The 20,856-nt window shown below is 37.0% G+C and carries 7 protein-coding genes, 1 tRNA gene and 1 pseudogene; 3 read left to right on the top strand and 6 right to left on the bottom strand.

What is annotated here, in order from left to right:
* Nucleotides 1-14 precede the first annotated feature (14 nt).
* Together nrdA and ubiG are read right to left on the bottom strand one after the other, a co-directional pair.
* On the bottom strand, nt 15-2,297 hold the full coding sequence (nrdA, locus tag HBA_RS02090) for a class 1a ribonucleoside-diphosphate reductase subunit alpha (protein WP_097032380.1): 2,283 nt from the start codon (nt 2,295-2,297) through the stop codon (nt 15-17).
* A 430-nt stretch (nt 2,298-2,727) separates the two neighbouring features.
* Nucleotides 2,728-3,432 carry a bifunctional 2-polyprenyl-6-hydroxyphenol methylase/3-demethylubiquinol 3-O-methyltransferase UbiG gene (gene ubiG / locus HBA_RS02085; RefSeq protein ID WP_097032620.1) on the bottom strand — a complete coding sequence of 235 codons (705 nt, stop codon included), beginning with the start codon at nt 3,430-3,432 and terminating at the stop codon, nt 2,728-2,730.
* A gap of 287 nt (nt 3,433-3,719) precedes the next feature.
* Between ubiG and gyrA the strand changes: the two are divergent.
* Nucleotides 3,720-6,263 (top strand): annotated as a pseudogene (gene gyrA / locus HBA_RS02080) (DNA topoisomerase (ATP-hydrolyzing) subunit A); the annotation flags it as partial.
* A gap of 1,576 nt (nt 6,264-7,839) precedes the next feature.
* Here gyrA and HBA_RS03610 read toward each other — a convergent pair.
* Nucleotides 7,840-8,085 (bottom strand): hypothetical protein, encoded by a 246-nt coding sequence (locus HBA_RS03610; protein ID WP_457920918.1) that lies wholly within the window; start codon nt 8,083-8,085, stop codon nt 7,840-7,842.
* A 55-nt stretch (nt 8,086-8,140) separates the two neighbouring features.
* Entirely contained in the window at nt 8,141-8,299 is a 159-nt protein-coding gene (locus HBA_RS03605; protein WP_457920917.1) for a hypothetical protein, read from the bottom strand.
* 977 nt (nt 8,300-9,276) lie between these two features.
* On the opposite strand from HBA_RS03605, the gene HBA_RS02070 reads away from it, so the two are divergent.
* Together HBA_RS02070 and mltC are read left to right on the top strand one after the other, a co-directional pair.
* Entirely contained in the window at nt 9,277-9,528 is a 252-nt protein-coding gene (locus tag HBA_RS02070) for an oxidative damage protection protein (protein WP_097032378.1), read from the top strand.
* Nucleotides 9,529-9,605: 77 nt separating this feature from the next.
* Entirely contained in the window at nt 9,606-10,679 is a 1,074-nt protein-coding gene (gene mltC, locus HBA_RS02065) for a membrane-bound lytic murein transglycosylase MltC (protein ID WP_097032377.1), read from the top strand.
* 5,813 nt (nt 10,680-16,492) lie between these two features.
* Here mltC and HBA_RS02060 read toward each other — a convergent pair.
* Both HBA_RS02060 and hdfR read right to left on the bottom strand, forming a co-directional pair.
* Nucleotides 16,493-16,582, bottom strand: a tRNA-Ser gene (locus HBA_RS02060).
* Nucleotides 16,583-19,927: 3,345 nt separating this feature from the next.
* The gene (gene hdfR / locus HBA_RS02055) at nt 19,928-20,752 is read right to left on the bottom strand and encodes an HTH-type transcriptional regulator HdfR (RefSeq protein ID WP_097032376.1); all 825 of its coding nucleotides are present in this window, start codon (nt 20,750-20,752) and stop codon (nt 19,928-19,930) included.
* Between the last annotated feature and the right edge of the window lie 104 nt (nt 20,753-20,856).

Raw genomic sequence — 20,856 nt, 5'->3', positions numbered from 1 at the left:
CTCGCGTCCTATTTTTAAATCTTACAGGCGCCGCTTTCACAAACGTCCTGCTGCGTATATTTCATGTCTTCCTGAATATCTTCTGCTCCGTCGCGGGTATTCTGGTAATACAGGGTTTTTACTCCAAACTTGTACGCAGTTAACAAATCCTTTAATAACTGCTTCATCGGAAATTTCCCGGCCGGAAAGCGGGATGGATCGTAATTCGTATTAGCAGAAATAGCTTGATCGACGAATTTCTGCATCACACCCACTAAATGCAGGTAACCGTCGTTACTCGGCATCTCCCATAGTAGCTCATACGCTTCTTGTAAACGGATAGACTCCGGCACCACTTGACGCAAGATACCGTCTTTGGAAGCTTTTATGCTAACTAAGCCGCGCGGTGGCTCTATACCGTTGGTGGCATTAGAAATCTGTGATGAGGTTTCAGATGGCATCAGTGCTGATAGTGTCGAATTACGCAAACCGTGCTGTTTGATATCTAAGCGCAACGCTTCCCAGTCATAATGCAGCGGTTCGTTAACGATACTATCGAGATCTTTTTTATAAGTATCAATAGGTAAAATACCCTGCGCGTAAGTAGTCTCATGAAACCACGGGCATGCGCCTCGCTCACAGGCCAGATCATTTGATGATTTTAACAAGTAGTATTGAATGGCTTCAAATGTACGGTGAGTCAAGTTATTCGCACTACCGTCGGAGTAGCGTACACTATGTTTAGCAAGATAATAGGCAAAGTTTATTACTCCCACACCGAGAGGGCGGCGTCCCATAGCGCCGCGCTTTGCGGCCGGGATCGAATAGTCTTGATAGTCGAGTAATGCATCAAGAGAACGCACTACAAGTTGTGCCAGTTCGCCCAAATCATCAAGACTATCTATTACACCAAGATTAAAAGCCGACAGGGTGCAAAGAGCTATTTCACCGTTATCGTCATTAACATCTTCCAGCGGCTTGGTCGGCAAAGCGATTTCTAGGCATAGATTAGACTGTCGAATCGGCGCTACTGAGGCATCAAATGGGCTGTGAGTATTGCAATGATCCACGTTTTGTATATAAATACGGCCGGTGGAAGAGCGCTCTTGCATCATAAGAGAAAACAGTTCTACTGCCTTGATACGACGTTGGCGAATACTGCTGTCCTGTTCATACAAAGTGTACAACGACTCGAACTTATCCTGATCGGCAAAAAATGCATCATACAGCCCGGGTACGTCTGAGGGGCTAAAAAGCGTGATATCCTTGTCCTTGACCAGACGCTGATACATTAATTTATTGAGTTGTACGCCATAATCCATATGGCGTACTCGATTGGTTTCTACGCCGCGGTTATTTTTTAACACTAATAAGCTTTCCACTTCCAGATGCCAAATAGGATAAAACAAAGTAGCTGCCCCACCGCGCACACCTCCCTGCGAGCAAGATTTGACGGCGGTCTGGAAATGTTTATAAAACGGAATACAACCAGTATGAAAAGCCTCGCCTGCGCGTATAGGACTACCCAACGCGCGTAAGCGACCGGCATTAATGCCTATCCCCGCCCGCTGAGAAACGTATTTTATAATTGCGCTGGAAGTAGCATTAATTGAATCAAGACTATCATCGCATTCAATTAGTACACAGGAGCTAAACTGACGTGTCGGAGTGCGTACGCCGGACATAATTGGTGTCGGAAGCGAAATTTTAAACATTGAAACGGCATCATAAAACTTTTTGATGTAATCTAAACGAGTCATGCGAGGATAGCCAGAAAATAGGCAAGCAGCTATCAACATATAGAGAAACTGGGCGCTCTCATAAATATCGCCGGTTACTCGGTTTTGCACCAAATATTTTCCTTCAAGTTGTTTGACAGCAGCATAAGAAAAGTTCATATCTCTCCAATGATCGATAAATCCATCCATTTGCTCAAATTCTGCATGGCTATAATCTCTCAGTAAATGTTTATCATATTTACCCATTGCAACTAGCCGCGATACATGATCGTAAAGTTTCGGCGGATTAAACTGGCCGTAAGCTTTTTTGCGCAAATGGAACACAGCCAATCGAGCGGCAAGATATTGATAGTCTGGTGCATCGCGCGAAATTAAATCCGCAGCTGTTTTGATAATGGTTTCGTGGATATCAGTAGTTTTGATGCCATCATAGAACTGAATATTAGAACGTAACTCTACCTGGGACACAGATATGTTTTTCAGCCCTTTTGCCGCCCAATCGATGACTCGGTGGATTTTATCCAGATTAATAATTTCTTGACGTCCGTCGCGTTTGGTAACTAGAAGACTATAATTCATTCGGTTTTTTTATACCTATCTAAGTAGACTAGCAAACGCCTCCTTGCCGGCATGTAAGAAAATAGTACCTTGCCAGAAAGGGAGGGAGATGCCCATATATAGGGTTTTGTTATTCTAGTAAAATATAATGACTAAACCTCAGCAATGCAAGTGAGTAACTTGCCTACTTTTATGGATCACGTTAGGGAGGAGTAGTAAAAAACGGATAAACTACTATCGTTACAGAGATTAACAGTTGTCAACTGCAGCAGATTTAATTTTTATTAAAAATACATACTTGTTTTTTTAATTTAATGTCTCTTATTTTAACAGCAGCGTGCGATAGTCCAGAAAAAATTCGCGACAAACAATTCCCCCAATGATAGATAATAGCCTGACGGTTAGGAGACTAACCTTATAATAGAGGGCTAGATAGTAAAAAACCTTAAGCCTACCGCCGCGTATGCAGCATATAATTCACATCCACATTACTGCTTAAATAGAAACGATCTAGAAGCGGATTGTAATGCAAACCAACAATATGTTGCGCACACAGCCAGGTTTTATCCACCCACCCTAAAAGCTCGGCGGGTTTGATAAACTTATTGATGTTATGCGTGCCACGCGGCAAAATTCCCAACACATATTCGGCACCAACGATAGCCATTAGCCAGGACTTTAGATTGCGATTCAGTGTTGAAAAAAACACCTCACCGCGCAACTTTACTAACCGCGAGCAAGCACGGACAATGGATGCTGGATCTGGTACATGCTCTAACATTTCCATACATGTAACTACATCATAGATATCTGAATGTATTTCAGCATGTTCCTCGACCGTTTCCTGACGATAATCGAGGACCATTCCACATTCAAGTGCGTGCAAGCGGGCAACGGCCAGTAGTTCTGCGCTCATATCTAGCCCGGTTACTTTTGCACCTTCTCGCTCCATACTTTCCGTCAGAATGCCACCACCACAGCCAACGTCTAGTACGTTTTTACCAAACAATCCTCCAGATCTTTCAAGAATATAATCTAGGCGAAGAGGATTAATACGGTGAAGCAGTTTAAATTCGCCATCGAGATCCCACCATCGGGTAGCCACGGAATTGAATTTGGTAATTTCTCCCGGATCGATATTTTTTTGATGGGGCATCACTCTATAGCTAGCATTATTACTCAATTCAGGGGGCATTAAAAACTCCTTATAAATTCTTATCAACTAAGTATTAAATATACGCCCCACAACAGGCAGTTTAAAAGCCTCCTCTTGAGCCTACAAAGCGTACGTTATACCTGACATAAAGGGGCGCTTCTGTTAGAATACAAAATGATTCTAGTACATTTTCCGCTATGACTATGACTTTTTAATAAAAAGGATGATATACTTTAAAATATTTGAATTCGGGTAACAGCTTAATTTAGTAGAGGAATAGTGCCTCCATGAGTGACCTTGCCAGAGACATCAAACCGGTCAATATCGAAGAAGAGCTGAAACGTTCTTATCTTGATTACGCCATGTCCGTCATTGTCGGACGTGCATTGCCGGATGTGCGGGACGGACTTAAGCCCGTACATCGTCGCGTGCTTTTCGCAATGAACGTGCTAGGTAATGACTGGAATAAACCCTATAAAAAATCAGCTCGCGTTGTCGGAGACGTCATCGGTAAATATCACCCACACGGGGATACTGCTGTCTACGACACCATCGTGCGTATGGCACAACCGTTCTCGCTACGCTACATGCTGATAGATGGACAGGGCAATTTCGGTTCTGTTGATGGTGACTCCGCGGCAGCAATGCGTTATACTGAAGTAAGAATGGCGAAAATTGCCCACGAATTGCTAACGGATCTGGACAAAGAAACTGTTGATTACGTGCCTAATTATGACGGCACCGAACAAATTCCGGATGTAATGCCCACCAGGATCCCTAACCTACTAATCAACGGCTCTTCAGGTATCGCGGTGGGAATGGCCACCAACATCCCGCCCCACAATCTTGCAGAAGTCATAGATGGCTGCCTAGCCTATATTGATAATGAAAACATAAGCATCGAAGGCCTCATGGAACATATACCCGGCCCTGATTTTCCGACTGCCGCTATTATCAATGGCCGGCACGGCATTGAAGATGCTTACCGTACTGGGCGCGGAAAAATCTACCTTCGTGCACGAGCCGAGATAAAAACAGACGGTAAAACTGGGCGCGAAATCATTGTCGTGCACGAAATTCCATATCAAGTAAATAAAGCACGCTTGATTGAAAAAATAGCCGAACTCGTAAAGGAAAAGCGCGTCGAAGGTATCAGCGGCCTACGCGATGAATCCGACAGGGACGGTATGTGCATCGTCATTGAAATAAAGCGTGACGCGGTAGGGGAAGTTGTGCTTAACAAGTTGTATTCCTTGATCCAGTTGCAGGTGTCTTTCGGCATCAACATGGTGGCACTGCATCAAGGGCAGCCTAAAATCTTACCGCTAAAAAATATTTTAGCAGCATTTGTGTGTCACCGCCGCGAAGTAGTGACTCGCCGCACCATCTTTGAATTACGCAAAGCCCGCGAGCACGCTCATATTTTGGAAGCGCTAGCGCTAGCGCTCGCGAACATTGACACGATTATGGATCTCATTCTAAAAAAACCAACACCGTCAGAAGCGAGGGCAGCACTGGTATCTCATTCCTGGGAGATTGGTACTGTTTCCGATATGATGGAACGCGCAGGCAACAATACTGCACGACCAGAGTGTCTGGAGATGCATTACGGTATTTGCAACGGTCAATATCATCTAACCGAACAGCAAGCTCAGGCGATTCTAGATTTGCGCCTGCAAAAACTTACTAGCCTTGAGCACGAAAAGCTGATCGGTGAATATACCAAACTCTTAATCCAAATAACCGAACTCATCCAAATTCTAAATAATTCAGACCGCCTCATGGCGGTAATTCGTGAAGAACTTATCTCTATCAAAGAGCAGTATAGAGATCCGCGGCGCACCGAAATTACCCCCAATACCTTAGATATTAATATCGAGAATTTAATTAATCGAAAAGATGTGGTAGTAACCTTGTCCCATAAGGGCTATGTTAAGTATCAGCCCCTTACGGATTACGAAGCACAGCGCCGCGGCGGAAAAGGCAAGTCGGCGGCCAGCATCAAGGAAGAAGATTTTATCAACTGCCTGCTAGTGGCGAACACCCACGATACGATCTTGCTATTCTCTAGCCGGGGACGGATGTACTGGATGAAGGTATATCAGTTACCAGAAGCTAAACGCGGCGCACGGGGAAGGCCAATAGTCAATTTGTTACCTCTAGGTTTCAACGAACGTATCACTGCCATTTTGCCAGTGCGTGAATATGAAGAAGGACGCTACGTCTTTATGGCAACTGCCAGCGGCATGGTTAAGAAAACCTCTCTCATAGAGTTCAGCCGCCCTCGCAGCGCTGGTATTATAGCCGTTCACCTTAATGATGGTGATGAACTAATAGGCGTAGATTTGACCGACGGCAGCAATGAAGTTATGTTGTTTTCCGTCTATGGCAAAGTAGTGCGTTTCCCGGAAAATCAAGTGCGTAACATGGGACGGAACGCGACTGGAGTACGAGGTATTAGTTTAACGAAAGGCGATCGTGTAGTATCCCTCATTGTACCTCGTGGCGAGGGTTCAATATTGACTGTCACGCAGCACGGCTATGGTAAGCGTACCGCCCAGGCCGGGTATCCTACTAAGTCCCGCGCGACCCAAGGTGTTATTTCTATAAAAGTTAGTGAACGCAACGGTGAAGTAATAGGGGCAGTGCAGGTAAATGACTGTGATCAGATTATGATGATAACGGACGCTGGAACGCTAGTGCGCACACGAGTTTCTGAGGTGAGCATAGTCGGACGTAACGCTCAAGGCGTGACGCTTATTCGCACTGCACAAGATGAGTATGTAGTGGGGTTGCAGCGCGTTGCCGACCCGATGGATGATGAAGATCTGAATTTGATGGCAAGCTAATGCAATTTCTGAAGATAACCTTATGAATGCAGACAAAGCGAACGCTGGTGATCTGGCTTTTGAATTTTATCTGAACGATACGAGCTTAAAATGTTTAAATTCGTTTTGGACCACAGTAAAATACTATACTCCTTGCTAAGGAGTTTATCACTATTGCCTAAATAGGCAATGAATACTGGTTACGCTAACTAATTATTTATAGTATAATTACTATAATTTGTATGGCGTTAAACCTTAACGATACTATTGAAATATGATAAAGCTGCACTGCCCTACGATATGTAAGGTTATATAACGCATTCTGCTTTAGTAAGGAGTTAATAACCAAGGTTTGAGCATCTATTATTTTGTCTTTAGGCGCTTTAAAAGCGTTCTACATTTATATACTATACTAGTGGTAGTGTCGCCTGCTTTATTACTTGTGTAATTTTATCGATCCCAAAGCAAGCTTGATATTTTTACGGATGATATAAAAGCTTTCTTAGGTACTTATGGCACATCACATAAGAAAACACCGACCAAGTACTATCCTAAGCTCAGATGTTTGCTACCCTGCATTCTATGCTTGTGTTGTATAAGCTGCAGTAGCTAAACTTTATTCGCTAGCTCTTTTTATCAAACTGCCTATATAAATAAAGCACTGAGCAACTAGCTCATAAAGCTAGCAATGTCATAAGCAGTATGGTTCTTGCAATAAATATCAAAATCTAGCACAGCTAAAACTACTAAGTACCTTACTCTAAGTATATAAGTTGCTTAAATTATCAAGTGAAGTTGAACATCAAGATAGCAGTAGCTTTTTCTAAAAAGCTCATGTTCACTTTTAAAGTCTATTTTAAACATTGCGTCTCCTTCTTCATAATCTGATCCTTCACTTATTTAGGTGTACCATTTAGTAATCCTGGAGAAATCTTTACCTGGAATGAAAAACAAAGGCGCTACTTATCCAGAGAAGAATCAAACGGATAATATGAATGGCCTGATCAGCATTTTTTATGATCGACTGCTAGTCGAGGACTAGTTTTGCTGTTTGAACATAAATTTAGCAGTACATACTTTGCTTATAGCTTTACTAATAAATAATTGAAGGTTAGTATAACATCTTAACATGTGCAGTTTATACCTGCACTATGCTAGCAAGCAATCTTGCTAGATTGGAAATAAAAATATTGTTTTTATTCTATTACCGTCACCATAAGTGACGGTAAACAGAAACATTTTAAGGTTTAATACCGCGATCAATGATATAATCTTGCCCTGTTGTCAACGGTATAAGCAGTAATCTGAGTATTACTGAACAATATACTTGCTCTTAAAATTTCTTGAATAAAGAAAACTAAAATTACTGCTGACTGTGCATTAAACTTTTTCAAACATTAAATCCCAAATATCGGGACTTAATGTTTGACTGCGTTGTTAAAGCTTAGTCTAAGGGCGACTTATAGTTTTTGGCGTATCTTTCTCCTCATGAAGAAAGATTACGGAAAATTTGGTATTGGACATCACCGCTAGCATATCTTCTGTAGTAAGATTGCCAATCTGTCTCCATATGAAAAAACTACCATAAATTATGGCCTGCGTTCAACCAGCTTAACAATGGTTCCTGTATAATTCGATGCTTATCTTGCCGAATTATATGCCAAGTGTCAAGAAAAAATAACTGCACTAATGCCAAAGATGTATCCGGAATAATTTTCTTTAATACCTCCACTGCATCATGACATATCAAGTGTAGATTGTTCAGGTAAGCTTTCTTTGCACTGAAGAGACAGGCGCCAATACCCCAACAAGAGTAAACTTTCATACCGAAAAATTTTGCTCGGGATGCGCCGCAGATGTGCTAACTAAAGAAAAGTCCCTCATGCAACAAAACCAATTTCTAGCGTTACCGGCGCCACGCTGTCGAACTGCGCGTTGAGATCAAGTTCATGTGCCTGATAATAAATACCTAGTACAAGCCAAAACTTATCAATCGCATGTTGCTGCCTCTTCGTCAGCCGTCCCTCTAGACTGGACAAAGCTGCGGATTAGCCAGTATCGCTCGTCTCTGCTCGTTAATTTCGGGAGAAATGACACTTTTATCATATATTTTCATATGTAATGTACAAGTAATTAGCAACCGTACATAATGCGAGGATTATGCTGTTTAAACAAACAAATAATCATAACAGAGAAAATTTTTTTAAAATTTGTGAAGACTATAATGCAATAACGCATTAAGATGATTAATATGGATCTTCCCACCAAGTTACGGCTATCCAGTGACGCAAAAATCTCTGCTCGTGAAATTTGTATTGTACTAGCACTAAATGTTCGGCCGAATAACTCTCGTGATAACGGTTATCACATACTTCGAATGCTTCATAAACAAATTTCCACCAATAAAATATTATCTTTAGCAATATCAAATTCAAATGAGGTATTGTGCCTATAAACTAAGCTTAGGTGATTGCACCAGCTAGCGCAATTTATAATAAACAGCTGGTTTATTTCATGCACGATAAGGCAGCAAGTTTACTCATAATTTTGATGCAATCAGAGCCATTACTTTGGAATGAATTAATACACTACAGCAGGTTAATATCTGTTTCTAACTATAAACAAATACTTATAATAGTATGAATAGTAATTCAAAACGGATTCTTTCTTTTATGGAAGCTAAGTGAACAAGTCAAGCCACTAACGAGTGAGCAGTGCTACAATTTAACTAGGTTATAATGGGTTTGGCACGATGGCATATATACGGTTTAGCAGCCGTATGCGAAAAACTGACGATGCTTTGTCATACGTTGAATGATTCTATGTAAATATCGTATTAATGTAGAAGCAAGTTTATAATAACCAAAGATGCAATGAAGGCAGAGTACTTTGATATAACTTATCATATCAGCCTTAGCGATCGTAATCAGAGAAGGTAAAACGCATTGCTATCGCAATTGAACGGCCATTGATAAATATGGCACAATTACCAGCATATAATTACAATGAGTAAAAAATGAGCAAAGAAATTTTCTGTAATTTTCTTCAAAGTAAAGCTGAAGGTCAAGATTATCAAATATACCCGGGTAAACTAGGTAAAATTATTTATGATACTATTTCTAAAGAAGCATGGTCTCAGTGGCAGACAAAGCAAACAATGCTGATTAACGAAAAGAAACTTAGCATGATAAACGTCGCTGACCGTAAATTATTGGAGCAGGAGATGATTACCTTTTTGTTTCAAGGTAAGAATATAACATATCTATAACTAGACCACACTGCGCGAATAACGCTTTTGTGGCACTTTATAATACGGAAATTTACAATTCTGACACTGTCAGCAACATGAAGAAAATATTATTTTTATTTATCATTATCCCGTTATTAATTTCCTGCTCTAGCAGTAAAAACAATGTCAACAAGGAAGCCTTTATAAAAGAAACGAATAGTTTTAATATTTTAATGTCCCAGTTTGCTCATAACATCGAAAATCTCTGGGGATTGAATGAAATTTTGATTGCTGGGCCAAAAGACTATGTTAAATATACCAATCATTACGAAACTCGCAGTCATATCAATTTCTGTGCTGGTACTATTACCGTTGAAACCATCTCGAGAAACAATACTAGCACGTATCTGCGCCAAGAAATTATCAGCACCATCTTGATGGATAACGATCCTGAAGACATCGATCTTTATTCAGACGTAGATACTATTACAATCAGCAAAAAGCCTTTTTTCTACGGTCAAGTATTAGATAATAAAGGCGAGCCAATTCGCTGGAAGTGGTCTGCTACTCATTTCGCCAATAATCTGCTAAAAACTCATTTAAAAACTCGCATTGCCGGTCTACGACAAATTTGGTATATTACTATTAAACTAGTGCCGAACCATGTGGATACACGCGCTAATAAATACCTAGGTATGGTGCGTAAAGCTTCGCAACAATATGGCGCGGAGCAATCGCTGATCCTGGCAATTATGCAAACGGAATCGAGCTTCAACCCCTATGCGGTAAGCCATGCCGACGCGTTAGGTCTCATGCAGGTAGTGCAGCATAGCGCTGGCCGTGATGTGTTTAAAATGAAAGGTAAATGGGGCCAGCCGAGCCGTAGATATCTTTTTGATCCAAAAAATAACATCGATACTGGTACCGCTTATTTATCAATTTTACACAACAGCTATTTGGGCGGTATTGTCAATCCAACGTCGCGTCGTTATGCGGTTATTGCCGCCTACAACAGTGGGGCTGGCAGTGTGCTACGAGTTTTTTCTAGTAATCAAAACCAGGCATTCCAAATAATAAACAACATGCGGCCAGACGAAGTTTATCAAATGCTGCTAACGCAACATCCGTCTCTAGAATCGCGCCGCTATCTATATAAAGTTAATAAATTACAAAAAAAATACTGGCGCTGATTACGTACACCATCAGCAACTCTAAAGACCATGTATTCCGTCGGGGATAACTACAGCCATCGGGCTGCTTACGTGCAGCTTTTTGTATATGGAGACCACAGCCAGTGTAAATTATTGCTAAAAACTGATAATAGTTTTATACTCTTCTCCTCACAGGGTTAAAAATAACACTATGTTGACCTCAAGCTGCAGAAGACGCTATCCCCCCCTTTTTTTCCCACAGGGAAAAGGCAACATAATTTTAGTTAAGAAACTTACCTTTGCCTTTAAACAGAGAGTGTTCTTAATCTCTTCTTTTCGTTGTGTAAAAGGCCATATTAGCTCCTTGTGCAGATTTATAGCCATATGCAACGCAAAAAGAAGATTAAGAAAATAATATCAAGCAGTAATTACTTGTTTAAAAATATAAATCGCATGTTTCATTATATTTCCGTGTGTAAACAAAATGTCGCCAAAATTGCAGCCTTAATACCGAGTGCATTATATCCTCCCCGTTTACAACCTTCATTTTCAGCGTGACAGTAGCAATTTATCGGAGCAGACAAAGCACTTTTCGCAAACATAATCATAAAAACAATTTCCATCTTTTACCGCGTAAGAAAACAGAGAAGTTTTGGTCATTTTCTTGATAACGTATGCCTACGCAGCATACTGGGTTCCTATCAACACAATTTGTTTATTGTCACATACCGCATGTTTTTATAGAGTTGTCGCTTCATTCTATTAAATAACACAACTTTCTTCACAAGAAATAACAACTTTTAGTTGGATTTAGTCTTTTCCAGATAAAATTAATGTTTTAGGTGGTATATTGAAACTAATCACTTAATTTAAGGTATTGTGTTTACCTAAAATTATTATAACTTACTTATAAGTAAAGTATTAATGCTAAATTAATAATGGAAACAGCTAAACAAATACCTAAATAAAATTTTTACATTAAATATGCGGCTAAGCATATAAATATTAACCGTTAGGTCTTTATCTAAGTAAGCAACTATCTTTTATGACAGAAAAACTTAGCCAGGCTTGTTATGGACACCTAAAATAGGTAAACCACAGATATAGAAAATATATAACATATAAATAGATCTTCTACTAAAACATCACATCTTAGAAAAAGACTACGGTGCCCTTGATGTCAGACTCATATAACGGTGTTAAGCAATTAATACAATTAGAGTAAGGGACATATTTGTCTTGATATGCCAGATTTTGATATTTATCACAAGAACCACACTACCTATGACGTTGCCAACGCTTGATAAGCCTACTGCTCAGTTCATGATTATAGTCAGTATGATAGAAGAACTGATTAATAGGTTACTTGCCAATTCACAAGTATAAACGAGTAGGAAATTAACATATGGCTTGGGTGTTACGTGGTTGGCTTTCTAGTGTTATGTAATACAAACTATTAAGAAAACTTATAATATGAGCCGTAAATACTGATAGGTGCTAAACGCAATCGGAATAACGCAAAGTAATAAGCTAGCAAAGCTATTGATTAAGTCATAAATAACTTTTAACAAGCTAAATACTAAAGGAATCTCAAGGATTCACTATTACTATGCGCTTACCTAAGCAGAGTGTACGATACCCTATATATCGTAGAGTAATGTAGCGCTATTAAGTTTAATTAGTGTAATACATATTTAATGTTACACATTATGACAAACTCTCTTATATAAGAGAGTTAGGTAACGTGGCTAATAATAATTAAATACTATTCTGTAATGTATCTATCTACCATTAAAACAATAGTAAAACTGAACAAATATAAAGATCTGTTATACTATTCTCTAGCTGGTTAGAGGTCTTGTGTTGCTTTTTGTTAAAACATAAATAATTTATTATATTTATACTACTTAAGAAAAAGTGGAGATAATAATGTTATCTTTAATGGACTTAATTTAGATACAAGAGCAGACAAATAGCAATAAACCTGATTTTTATACATCGTTGTTACTCTTTTTATTAAAACTTTATTATAAAGAAATAATATTATTCTTATCGCAATCTAATTAAATTAATGATACTATAGAACAATACCATTTTGTTCTCTCTAACTTAATTTACTGTAAAATATAATAACCTACTATTATAATCATCTAATTTATTAGTTCATGAGCTAAACGTAGCTCATAGAGAAAATATGAATTTCATGTTTTCATGCAGAAAAACAAGCCTAAAGGACCCATAATACAATATAAGCGCTGTAGGAAGCCTCTTGTTTTAGAGAACATGGTAAAACTGTTTACACAAAAGATAGTTATCAACTTAAATTTATTTACTAAATTATTTTATTTCCTCACTAAAATTAAACTTTTGTTATGCGGAACAACTAGATAATCCTACCGTTACTTATTATCTACCCAATTACAAACTTAACTTATTATTTTGTTATACTAAACTAAAAACTATATGATCACAAAATTCAGCTAATTTTGCTAGTAATTAGCTTAATTTATTATTAATAATTTTCTAAATTTATAATTTATTCTTAATAAATAAAAGTATAAAATTACAGTAAGTTTAAAAAATGATGCTTGCATGAATATTACTATTTTGCAAAAATATAAGCGCTAGTTATATATTGATATATAAATATATAACACCATGCAACAACTTTTATAAAATAAGACGTATAAATAATTAAAGTAAACTTGCGGTGTAGTTTATCTCATACATGTTTAATAAAATTAACTAGTCTTTCATGGCTAAAAATAATTATAACTATTGACTTGCGTTAAAGTTAATTATTTATTTGATAAAACTATCATGCACATAATGTTTAGTTAAAAATAAAATGATTTGTACTAACTACATAGTAGTTAGTACTTTAATTAAAAGTACTAATAATATTTAAAAGCAAACTTGAATTATAAATAAAATAAAGCTAGTCATAGACCTATAGAGTTAGTTCGCTGAACAATATGAAATTTATCACACATTAACAACGCAGAATAGCGGCCGTGTAAAAGCATTACCTCGCGATATATGAATATATCTGCTTTAATTTACCCCGCGCGGCATGGCGAATTACAATAATGTATCTTTTAGATTTGTATGTTACAACATTAATTTATTTAAGATCAATTTATACTATTTATTTAAATAAATTTAAAATATTATTGATATTTTATCTCGTTAAAAAGAAAACCGCGATCATAAATTAATTAAAAAAATTTACTGTAAGATGACTTATAAACCATTTATTAATAATTTTTACTTTTAATATACCTCTGATGTTCTTTGCTGTGAGGTTAAAACATCACCACACTAAGCACAATCTGCTCTAGTAGCTAAAATAATAATTTTGCTAATTAGATATGTTTCTCGCAATGTATCTCGAGTACAGTGCAAAATGGTCTGTACATTTAACGTTAACGACGGCAAAAGTTATATACTTATATGTAAGCAAACTACTACTTATAACAAGTAATTTTTGCTAAGTAAGTTATTTTTATAACTTGCATCATCGTATTTATAATTAGTTTGTCATTAATAGTTAAATAAAATTTGGTTGCTCACCATAATCGGGGTACCGATTATCTGATTGTCTGGCTAGTGTTACTATTATAAATAGCTCTAATCTGGTTTTAGTTAAATAAGCTATCGCGCTGATCTTTACCACTAATACATTTAATGTAATCGTTACATGAAACAAGGTCACTCTTTTGTAAGTTGTATCATATTTTGATTATGATTATCGTCCTTGATATTCTGCCATTATTATTTTAGGCGCGAAGAAAGCTGATTTTGTCAAGCGTGTATCTAATTTAAAATGCTAGCAGCGACTATATTGACACAAATTTGTTGTATTAGCATTTACAGCGACGCTTAGTAGCGCATATTTATCGTTTAAGTTACTAACTGCGTATCACACAGTTTTCCCGTAACATCTATTAGTATTTCTAAGACAGCACAGACCATGATGTTCGCTATTCTTCTTTAGTTCAAAACTATATCAACAACGTGCAAATTTTGCAGCGAACCAAAAGTAAACAAGGTAGACATGCGGGTAAAAAAATGCATTATGTCCCAGACATGAAGATTAGAGGGCGTTTCCTACAAATAAGAATTCCATTTCTAGCATATGCCAATCAGGGTTTACGATCTGGTAAATACTTGCACTGACCACAGTTAGGTCACAATAGATATCTATGTGATTTCCTAAAATAAAAAATTATAACCAAATACAAACACCAGGAGTGGATATCTATCTAGCAGATAAAGGCGTTTTACTGTTACAAAACACTAATGATGACAGCAAAAATGCTGAGAGCTTATTATAAAGCTGACTCAATGCATGAATGTAGTCCTAAACGATCACACGAGAGATCGTTACAAGAATTTCGACGATCATATTTACATATAGTTGAAGCAATATTCAAGCAAAATGTATCAGCAGGACACCATCTATTACTTCAACATCGAGTGATTAATGATCGATTAATTTTTTGAGGCTGAATTTAACTACAGTAGCGCGATTTTTTGCACTCCCTGTCGCCGGCTCGCATTCAATTTACTGAATAAGAAGCTAATCTTAACCTTAGGATGTCGGTAGGGATCTGCGAAACCTAAAACCGGTTTTTAAAAATTAAAGTGACCACGAAATTCTTACATAACTGGGGAATTTTCAAAGCCCGTTTTCAGACGTACTTCATATATCTGTCAACTAATAAGAGACAATGCGCAATAATTTTTTGGGTCATATGTACGGACATTTGACCACAAAGACGGCATAGCCATCTCCCCCGGGAGATGAATTAAAACTGTCATATTCTTCTAGAACTTTTAGAATATTGAGTCGAAATTGTAGAATTTCGACAACCGATATAACGCTAATTAATAATTAAGTGTTACTAACTAAATCGTGGGGATGCAACATTAGTATAATATACCCCCCGATGCTGCTATTTTCGTGATCAATTACAAGGCTAACAACCTCATGTTGCGTCGATTGAGGAAAAATAGGTACTGAAAAAAAGTAACGATAATGGTGATCATACATTGATTACTAAATACAGTTTTTATTCGTGGATATACTATAGATAATGTAACCGTCTGTTCCAAAATACAGTATGTAAAGCACGATGCCGATTAATTAAATGTGATGTACGGCGGTCAGCACTATAAATACCTATTTCAAAAGAAAAATTTTGAAGCAACTTTAATTAAAAGACATCATGTTTTATTAAAATTTCTGCTAGTGTTGTTGATTAGCATATTTATTTGATCAACTGCTATAAAGCATAAATTATAATAAGGAATATTAATAAAATGCTCTTTTATGATTAATATGGCAAAGTGTAAGCGACTAAATAAAAAGATCTTTTAACTATATATAACTTATTAAATTAAGTCACTGATAAGTAAGAATTTATTGCCATAGAATGGCAAGCTTGTTAAGCTTGCATACTTATAGTACCGTGTTAAACTAACAGTATTATGAATACTAGCAGCCACATACCTTGATGACTCAAGCTAAATCAATATTTATAGGAGCTATCCGCTATAGTAATTAATTTTTATGCGTTATCCCCAAAATTAATTAACGCGATAGTATGTCAAGCATATTTTGTAGGCCAGTAACAGGTGATGTTACTAGCATCTCCTGCTAACGTCAAGCATATAATATCGTCCTCACAATAAATTTGCTCCGCTAATCCCCACGAAAATACGCAACTATGATGGTTTTGGTTTCATCCGTAAAAAACGTAACGCGGCAAGTACCGATAGCTTACAAGCTCATAGCTTGTAAGCTTATATAATTAAGACAAAAAATCTCGAGCTTTTTGTTTATATTCTGGCGGTGAGAGAGGGATTCGAACCCTCGATATACTTTTGCATATACACACTTTCCAGGCGTGCTCCTTCAGCCACTCGGACACCTCACCCCATCTTTAACGTTAAGTTAAAGAATTCAAATTATAAGTATTCTCTTCTTGACGGTCAAGTAGATTTTTGCAATACATACGGATTGCTCAAGAATAAGAGCTTTATTCAATTTATCTTTGATGAAAGTTAAGCGATGATATCAATCATGATTAATACGTGGTAATAACATACTGCAAAATTACACAATATAGGAATATTTAATAATTGATAAAGAGCAATAACTATGCGTGGGGATAAAATAGGTGCAATGATCTGCGGCTAACTTTAAGGTCGCAATTTCGTTATTATAATAAGTAAGGTATATGACATACTATAAAAAGCTTTTTATATGTATGGTTGCAAGAATCTTTCAATACATTATTAGCAAATGTAATGTATGGAGGTCAGGTAATGTCAGTTATAATATTTCGTAATTTTACACTTGAATTTTTAATTAGTAATTATGCCATTTTTTAGTGCATAAGAATTCTGATAAAGTTACGCATCCCACGATAATATAATTTATAAACGATTTCAAAAAACATAGAAATGATACTTCATAAAAAATTTACCCTACAGGTATTATAACAGCCATAATCCGATATTATCGGTGGTCTATTGCACAAACACTTATTTTTAATGTCGCGGGGCAACTGATAGCTTTCTCTGTTGAGAATAAGCGCGAAATCATGTCATCAGTAGTATGTGATGACAATGCCGCTTTAGTTATAACTATCATGCTGTTATCTGTAAAGATCACTTACCAAAAGCGCACTCATACAGATAGGTATTTAACGAATGTTAAAGCACTAAATGCTTAAAGTTAAAAATTGTAGTGGTATCAAAATATGCTTTAACTTTGGTAGTCATATCAAATAATTTAAGGTGAGATTAACTTCCGAATAAGTATGACTAGTATAAATTTAGCATTATGAGCGCAATAGCTAAAAATGATGCTGATGATCATAAGTTCTTGTATTTTGTAAAATTATATACACACTCACAGATAATCAAGAAAATTGATCTGTCTATCACCCAACGATGATATCCGCCTAAAGCACCTGCTATTAACTTAAGGCGGGCAACCTTGCCGCAATTAATCTACGTAAATAAAAAATAAGAAGAATTCTATGATGATCAAACGCATGACAATAGCATTTTGCAATAAACATTACCATAAATTAGGTGGCGTTGGTATTCGGTTCCTTGCATATTAGTTCTTAATCTGGATAGCACACGTAACTTAAACCAAAAATCGCACTACTCAACGCAAAAACGGTTAATACATGAAATAGAAAACCAGATCAAAACGTAATTCTCTTCATATTTCGCAGAGGGGCAAACCTTATCAAACAAGGTTTAAATATCGATTAGTTACTCATCTCGCAAAAGTAAATCAAAGAGATAATGCTCAATTTTTACTGGATCGCATGATGGTAGTCAATGACTATTAATTAAGTAATATAGCAGTAACATTAAGATTGCAAACATTAAAGTCAAAATAGCCTGTAACCCGGTAAAACTGTAAAGGCATAAGTAAATCCGACATAGTTATTAACCGTACAAATGATTTTGTACCAAGCATCAGTAGGCATTTAAATATTAAAGTCAATCATTCATAATCTAGTCATTTCATCGCAGTAAAGGTAGAATAATAAAATATTCATAAAAAAGAACATAACTACAAGTAATATATGATATTAAAAAGTGTGAACAATAGCGACTAACGCATCAGTAACAGGGAGATAAGCATGACATCCGCACTATTGTGGAGCTTAATAAGAGTAAGCGTGACTTTTACTGCAGTAAAAATCCTAGAAGCAGTCATCGATAGCAAAGAAATGGTAATAATGTTAGAAGCACAGTAAGCGCTAACAAAAAAGCGTCGTTGCTAAAACGTGCATCAGCATATATTATTGATTTACTGGCAAGATCTTTTTTGCTGGACAGACAGTAGATCTTAAAAAGTATCTCTATCGCACAAGCGATAAATATCAAGACCGTTTATCACGCAAGGTTAACTTACTTGCAAAATAAGTTAGTAGCGGCGAACTTATTTATTCACCACGAACTTCTTTTTTCTGGTTTCACATCGAAAAATAAATGATACTTCTAATAAGTTTGACTCAATATAGTCTGGCTGTCTTCATTAGTTAGTTCTTAATTAGATACTTCATGACTATACAAAAGTAGCTATAACCTGAAAGGTTAATCTTTTGTTTAAATATTGATTTGAGGTATACCACCGCTTTTTTAAACAAACATAAAGTAGTAATGCTATTTGTAAATTATTTAATTACCCAGCAGCTAAGCATCAAGAAGATTATTACTACACATGTTTCTAATTAAGATTTAAAATTAGTAGTCGTATCACCTTGCTGTTTAATAGATAATTGTTCGGTACTCAAAGATACCTCAACGGAGCCGCTTTTTGAGTTGTAAAATCTTTAATGAAGCACATTTAAATAGTTCTATTAACCAGTCAGCTTCAGCAGACTAGCTGGTGGTTTTCTGTGAGTACAGAGTTGCAGCTTGCACATAGAAATATCTTAGATTTATATATTCTATTTGGTAAGATCAAGCAAATGAAAGATGAAACTGCTAGAATCTAGCCGTATTACAACCGTGCAACTGTTATACGACATTAAAAGCTTTTATATTTGTATATCAAACCACGCTAAGTCGCTAATTTTGCTTTAGGTTATTTCCCCCGTAACATCATAAAATTAGAGGTATAAATGCCGCTATTCGGGGCACTGATGCCGTTTTACTGATATTATCGGCAGCTGCACGCTTTAAGGAACGGCATTTTTATTTGCTACTACCTACGATCTATGGGAGTAGTTACTTATTTTTAAGATATAAACATTAGTATATTTCTTTTCGGTAACCGTTTTAATACTACTTAGTAGTAAAATTACTATAGTGTTACTGGTTTTGATGATGCAGTAGTTGCGACTGTGACTTTGATGTTGCAGCGGTGATACTAATGCTGACACGCAACTTACCGTTATAGTTGATCATCTTATTTTCATCGCAAGTGACTTCTAATGCTCAAGCACATACATAGTTTTACTTTCTACGTTGATCATCAGCAGGACATTTACTAGCCAACAGCGTTGATGCTTTATTGAGTACTTTTCTTGTGAGTTATAATTAGAGTACTAATTCAAGCTTATATCATTTGTAATTAAAATACGTCTCTTGCAATAAAGTAAGATAGTCGTAGAGACTACAATTCTTGATTTTATAAGCTTACAAAAAGGTTACATAGCTTATTTCTTGTTAATGAATATTTACTGTAGCGGCAATCTATTACTTAATGTTATACTTAGATAGATGAGTGATAAAGGTGTAGTTAGTTTTCATAGCACAATAGTCCTTAGCAGTTGCCTAATTATTGAACACTGATCGCTGTTCTGCTGCCATACCGCATACAACGAGCGAATAATTGATGGAACATCTCTGACAGGCCGCAAATCTGAAAACTGATGCGCCCAATGACTGGGTAAAAAAGCACAAGCAGTAGTAGCCTGCAACAACTGACGCGTTAATTGCGCTGAGGTAGTAGTAACGAGCGGCGACCGCTTATGCAACTGTAGTCTGTGTTCATGCGTATGAAAATCAGCTCCCCATTCAAGCTGAATATAGGGGCGCTTATCTTTTACCGGTTCGTCGCCGTTGTCATGACAAAACAGCGTCAGAGAGAAGCAACCAAGTTGCTGGCTGGTCAATTCCTCCATTTTTGGAGCTTCGGTTGTAATTAATAAATCCAGCTGGTGTTCGTGCAACTTTTTTATAAGACTTTGACGCAAAGCAATGTGCACCTCTAACTGAAGATCTGACCATTTTTGATAAATATTTTGTAACCAATTCCCTAGCCATGCTTCCCATAGAGATGCACTGGCGCCAATCGACAGCGGATTATGTTGCAAGGAGCGTGTCACTTCCTGCCTGGCGATCTGCCAGGTAATCATTAAATTTTCTGCATAGGGCAATAGGCACTTTCCCGCAGCTGTCAGTCGAATATTATTTCTATGACGAGTAAACAGGATCACACCCAGCTGATCTTCCAACTGTCGGATCCGAAAACTAACCGCTGATTGTGTCAGATAAAGAGCTTCCGCTGCGCGCCCAAAATGTTGGGTGCGGCGTACTTCTAAAAATGTTTTTAGTAATTCCATATCCACAGCACGCTCCAAAAAAAATTTGTCGTACTGATTAAAATATTTTGTTTTACAGAAAGTCAACCATAGCTAATACTCCGCGCCATAAATAGCATGGTTATTTAAAA

The organism is Sodalis endosymbiont of Henestaris halophilus, from assembly GCF_900161835.1.
In the GTDB taxonomy this organism is placed as follows: domain Bacteria; phylum Pseudomonadota; class Gammaproteobacteria; order Enterobacterales; family Enterobacteriaceae.
This window is presented reverse-complemented; position numbering and strand designations above follow the sequence as displayed.

Bases quoted from the DNA above. Each gene is read 5' to 3' on its own strand.
- nrdA (WP_097032380.1), bottom strand. From the start codon at position 2,297: ATGAATTATAGTCTTCTAGTTACCAAACGCGACGGACGTCAAGAAATT.
- ubiG (WP_097032620.1), bottom strand. From the start codon at position 3,432: ATGCCCCATCAAAAAAATATCGATCCGGGAGAAATTACCAAATTCAAT.
- HBA_RS03610 (WP_457920918.1), bottom strand. From the start codon at position 8,085: ATGAAAGTTTACTCTTGTTGGGGTATTGGCGCCTGTCTCTTCAGTGCA.
- HBA_RS02070 (WP_097032378.1), top strand. From the start codon at position 9,277: ATGAGCAAAGAAATTTTCTGTAATTTTCTTCAAAGTAAAGCTGAAGGT.
- mltC (WP_097032377.1), top strand. From the start codon at position 9,606: ATGAAGAAAATATTATTTTTATTTATCATTATCCCGTTATTAATTTCC.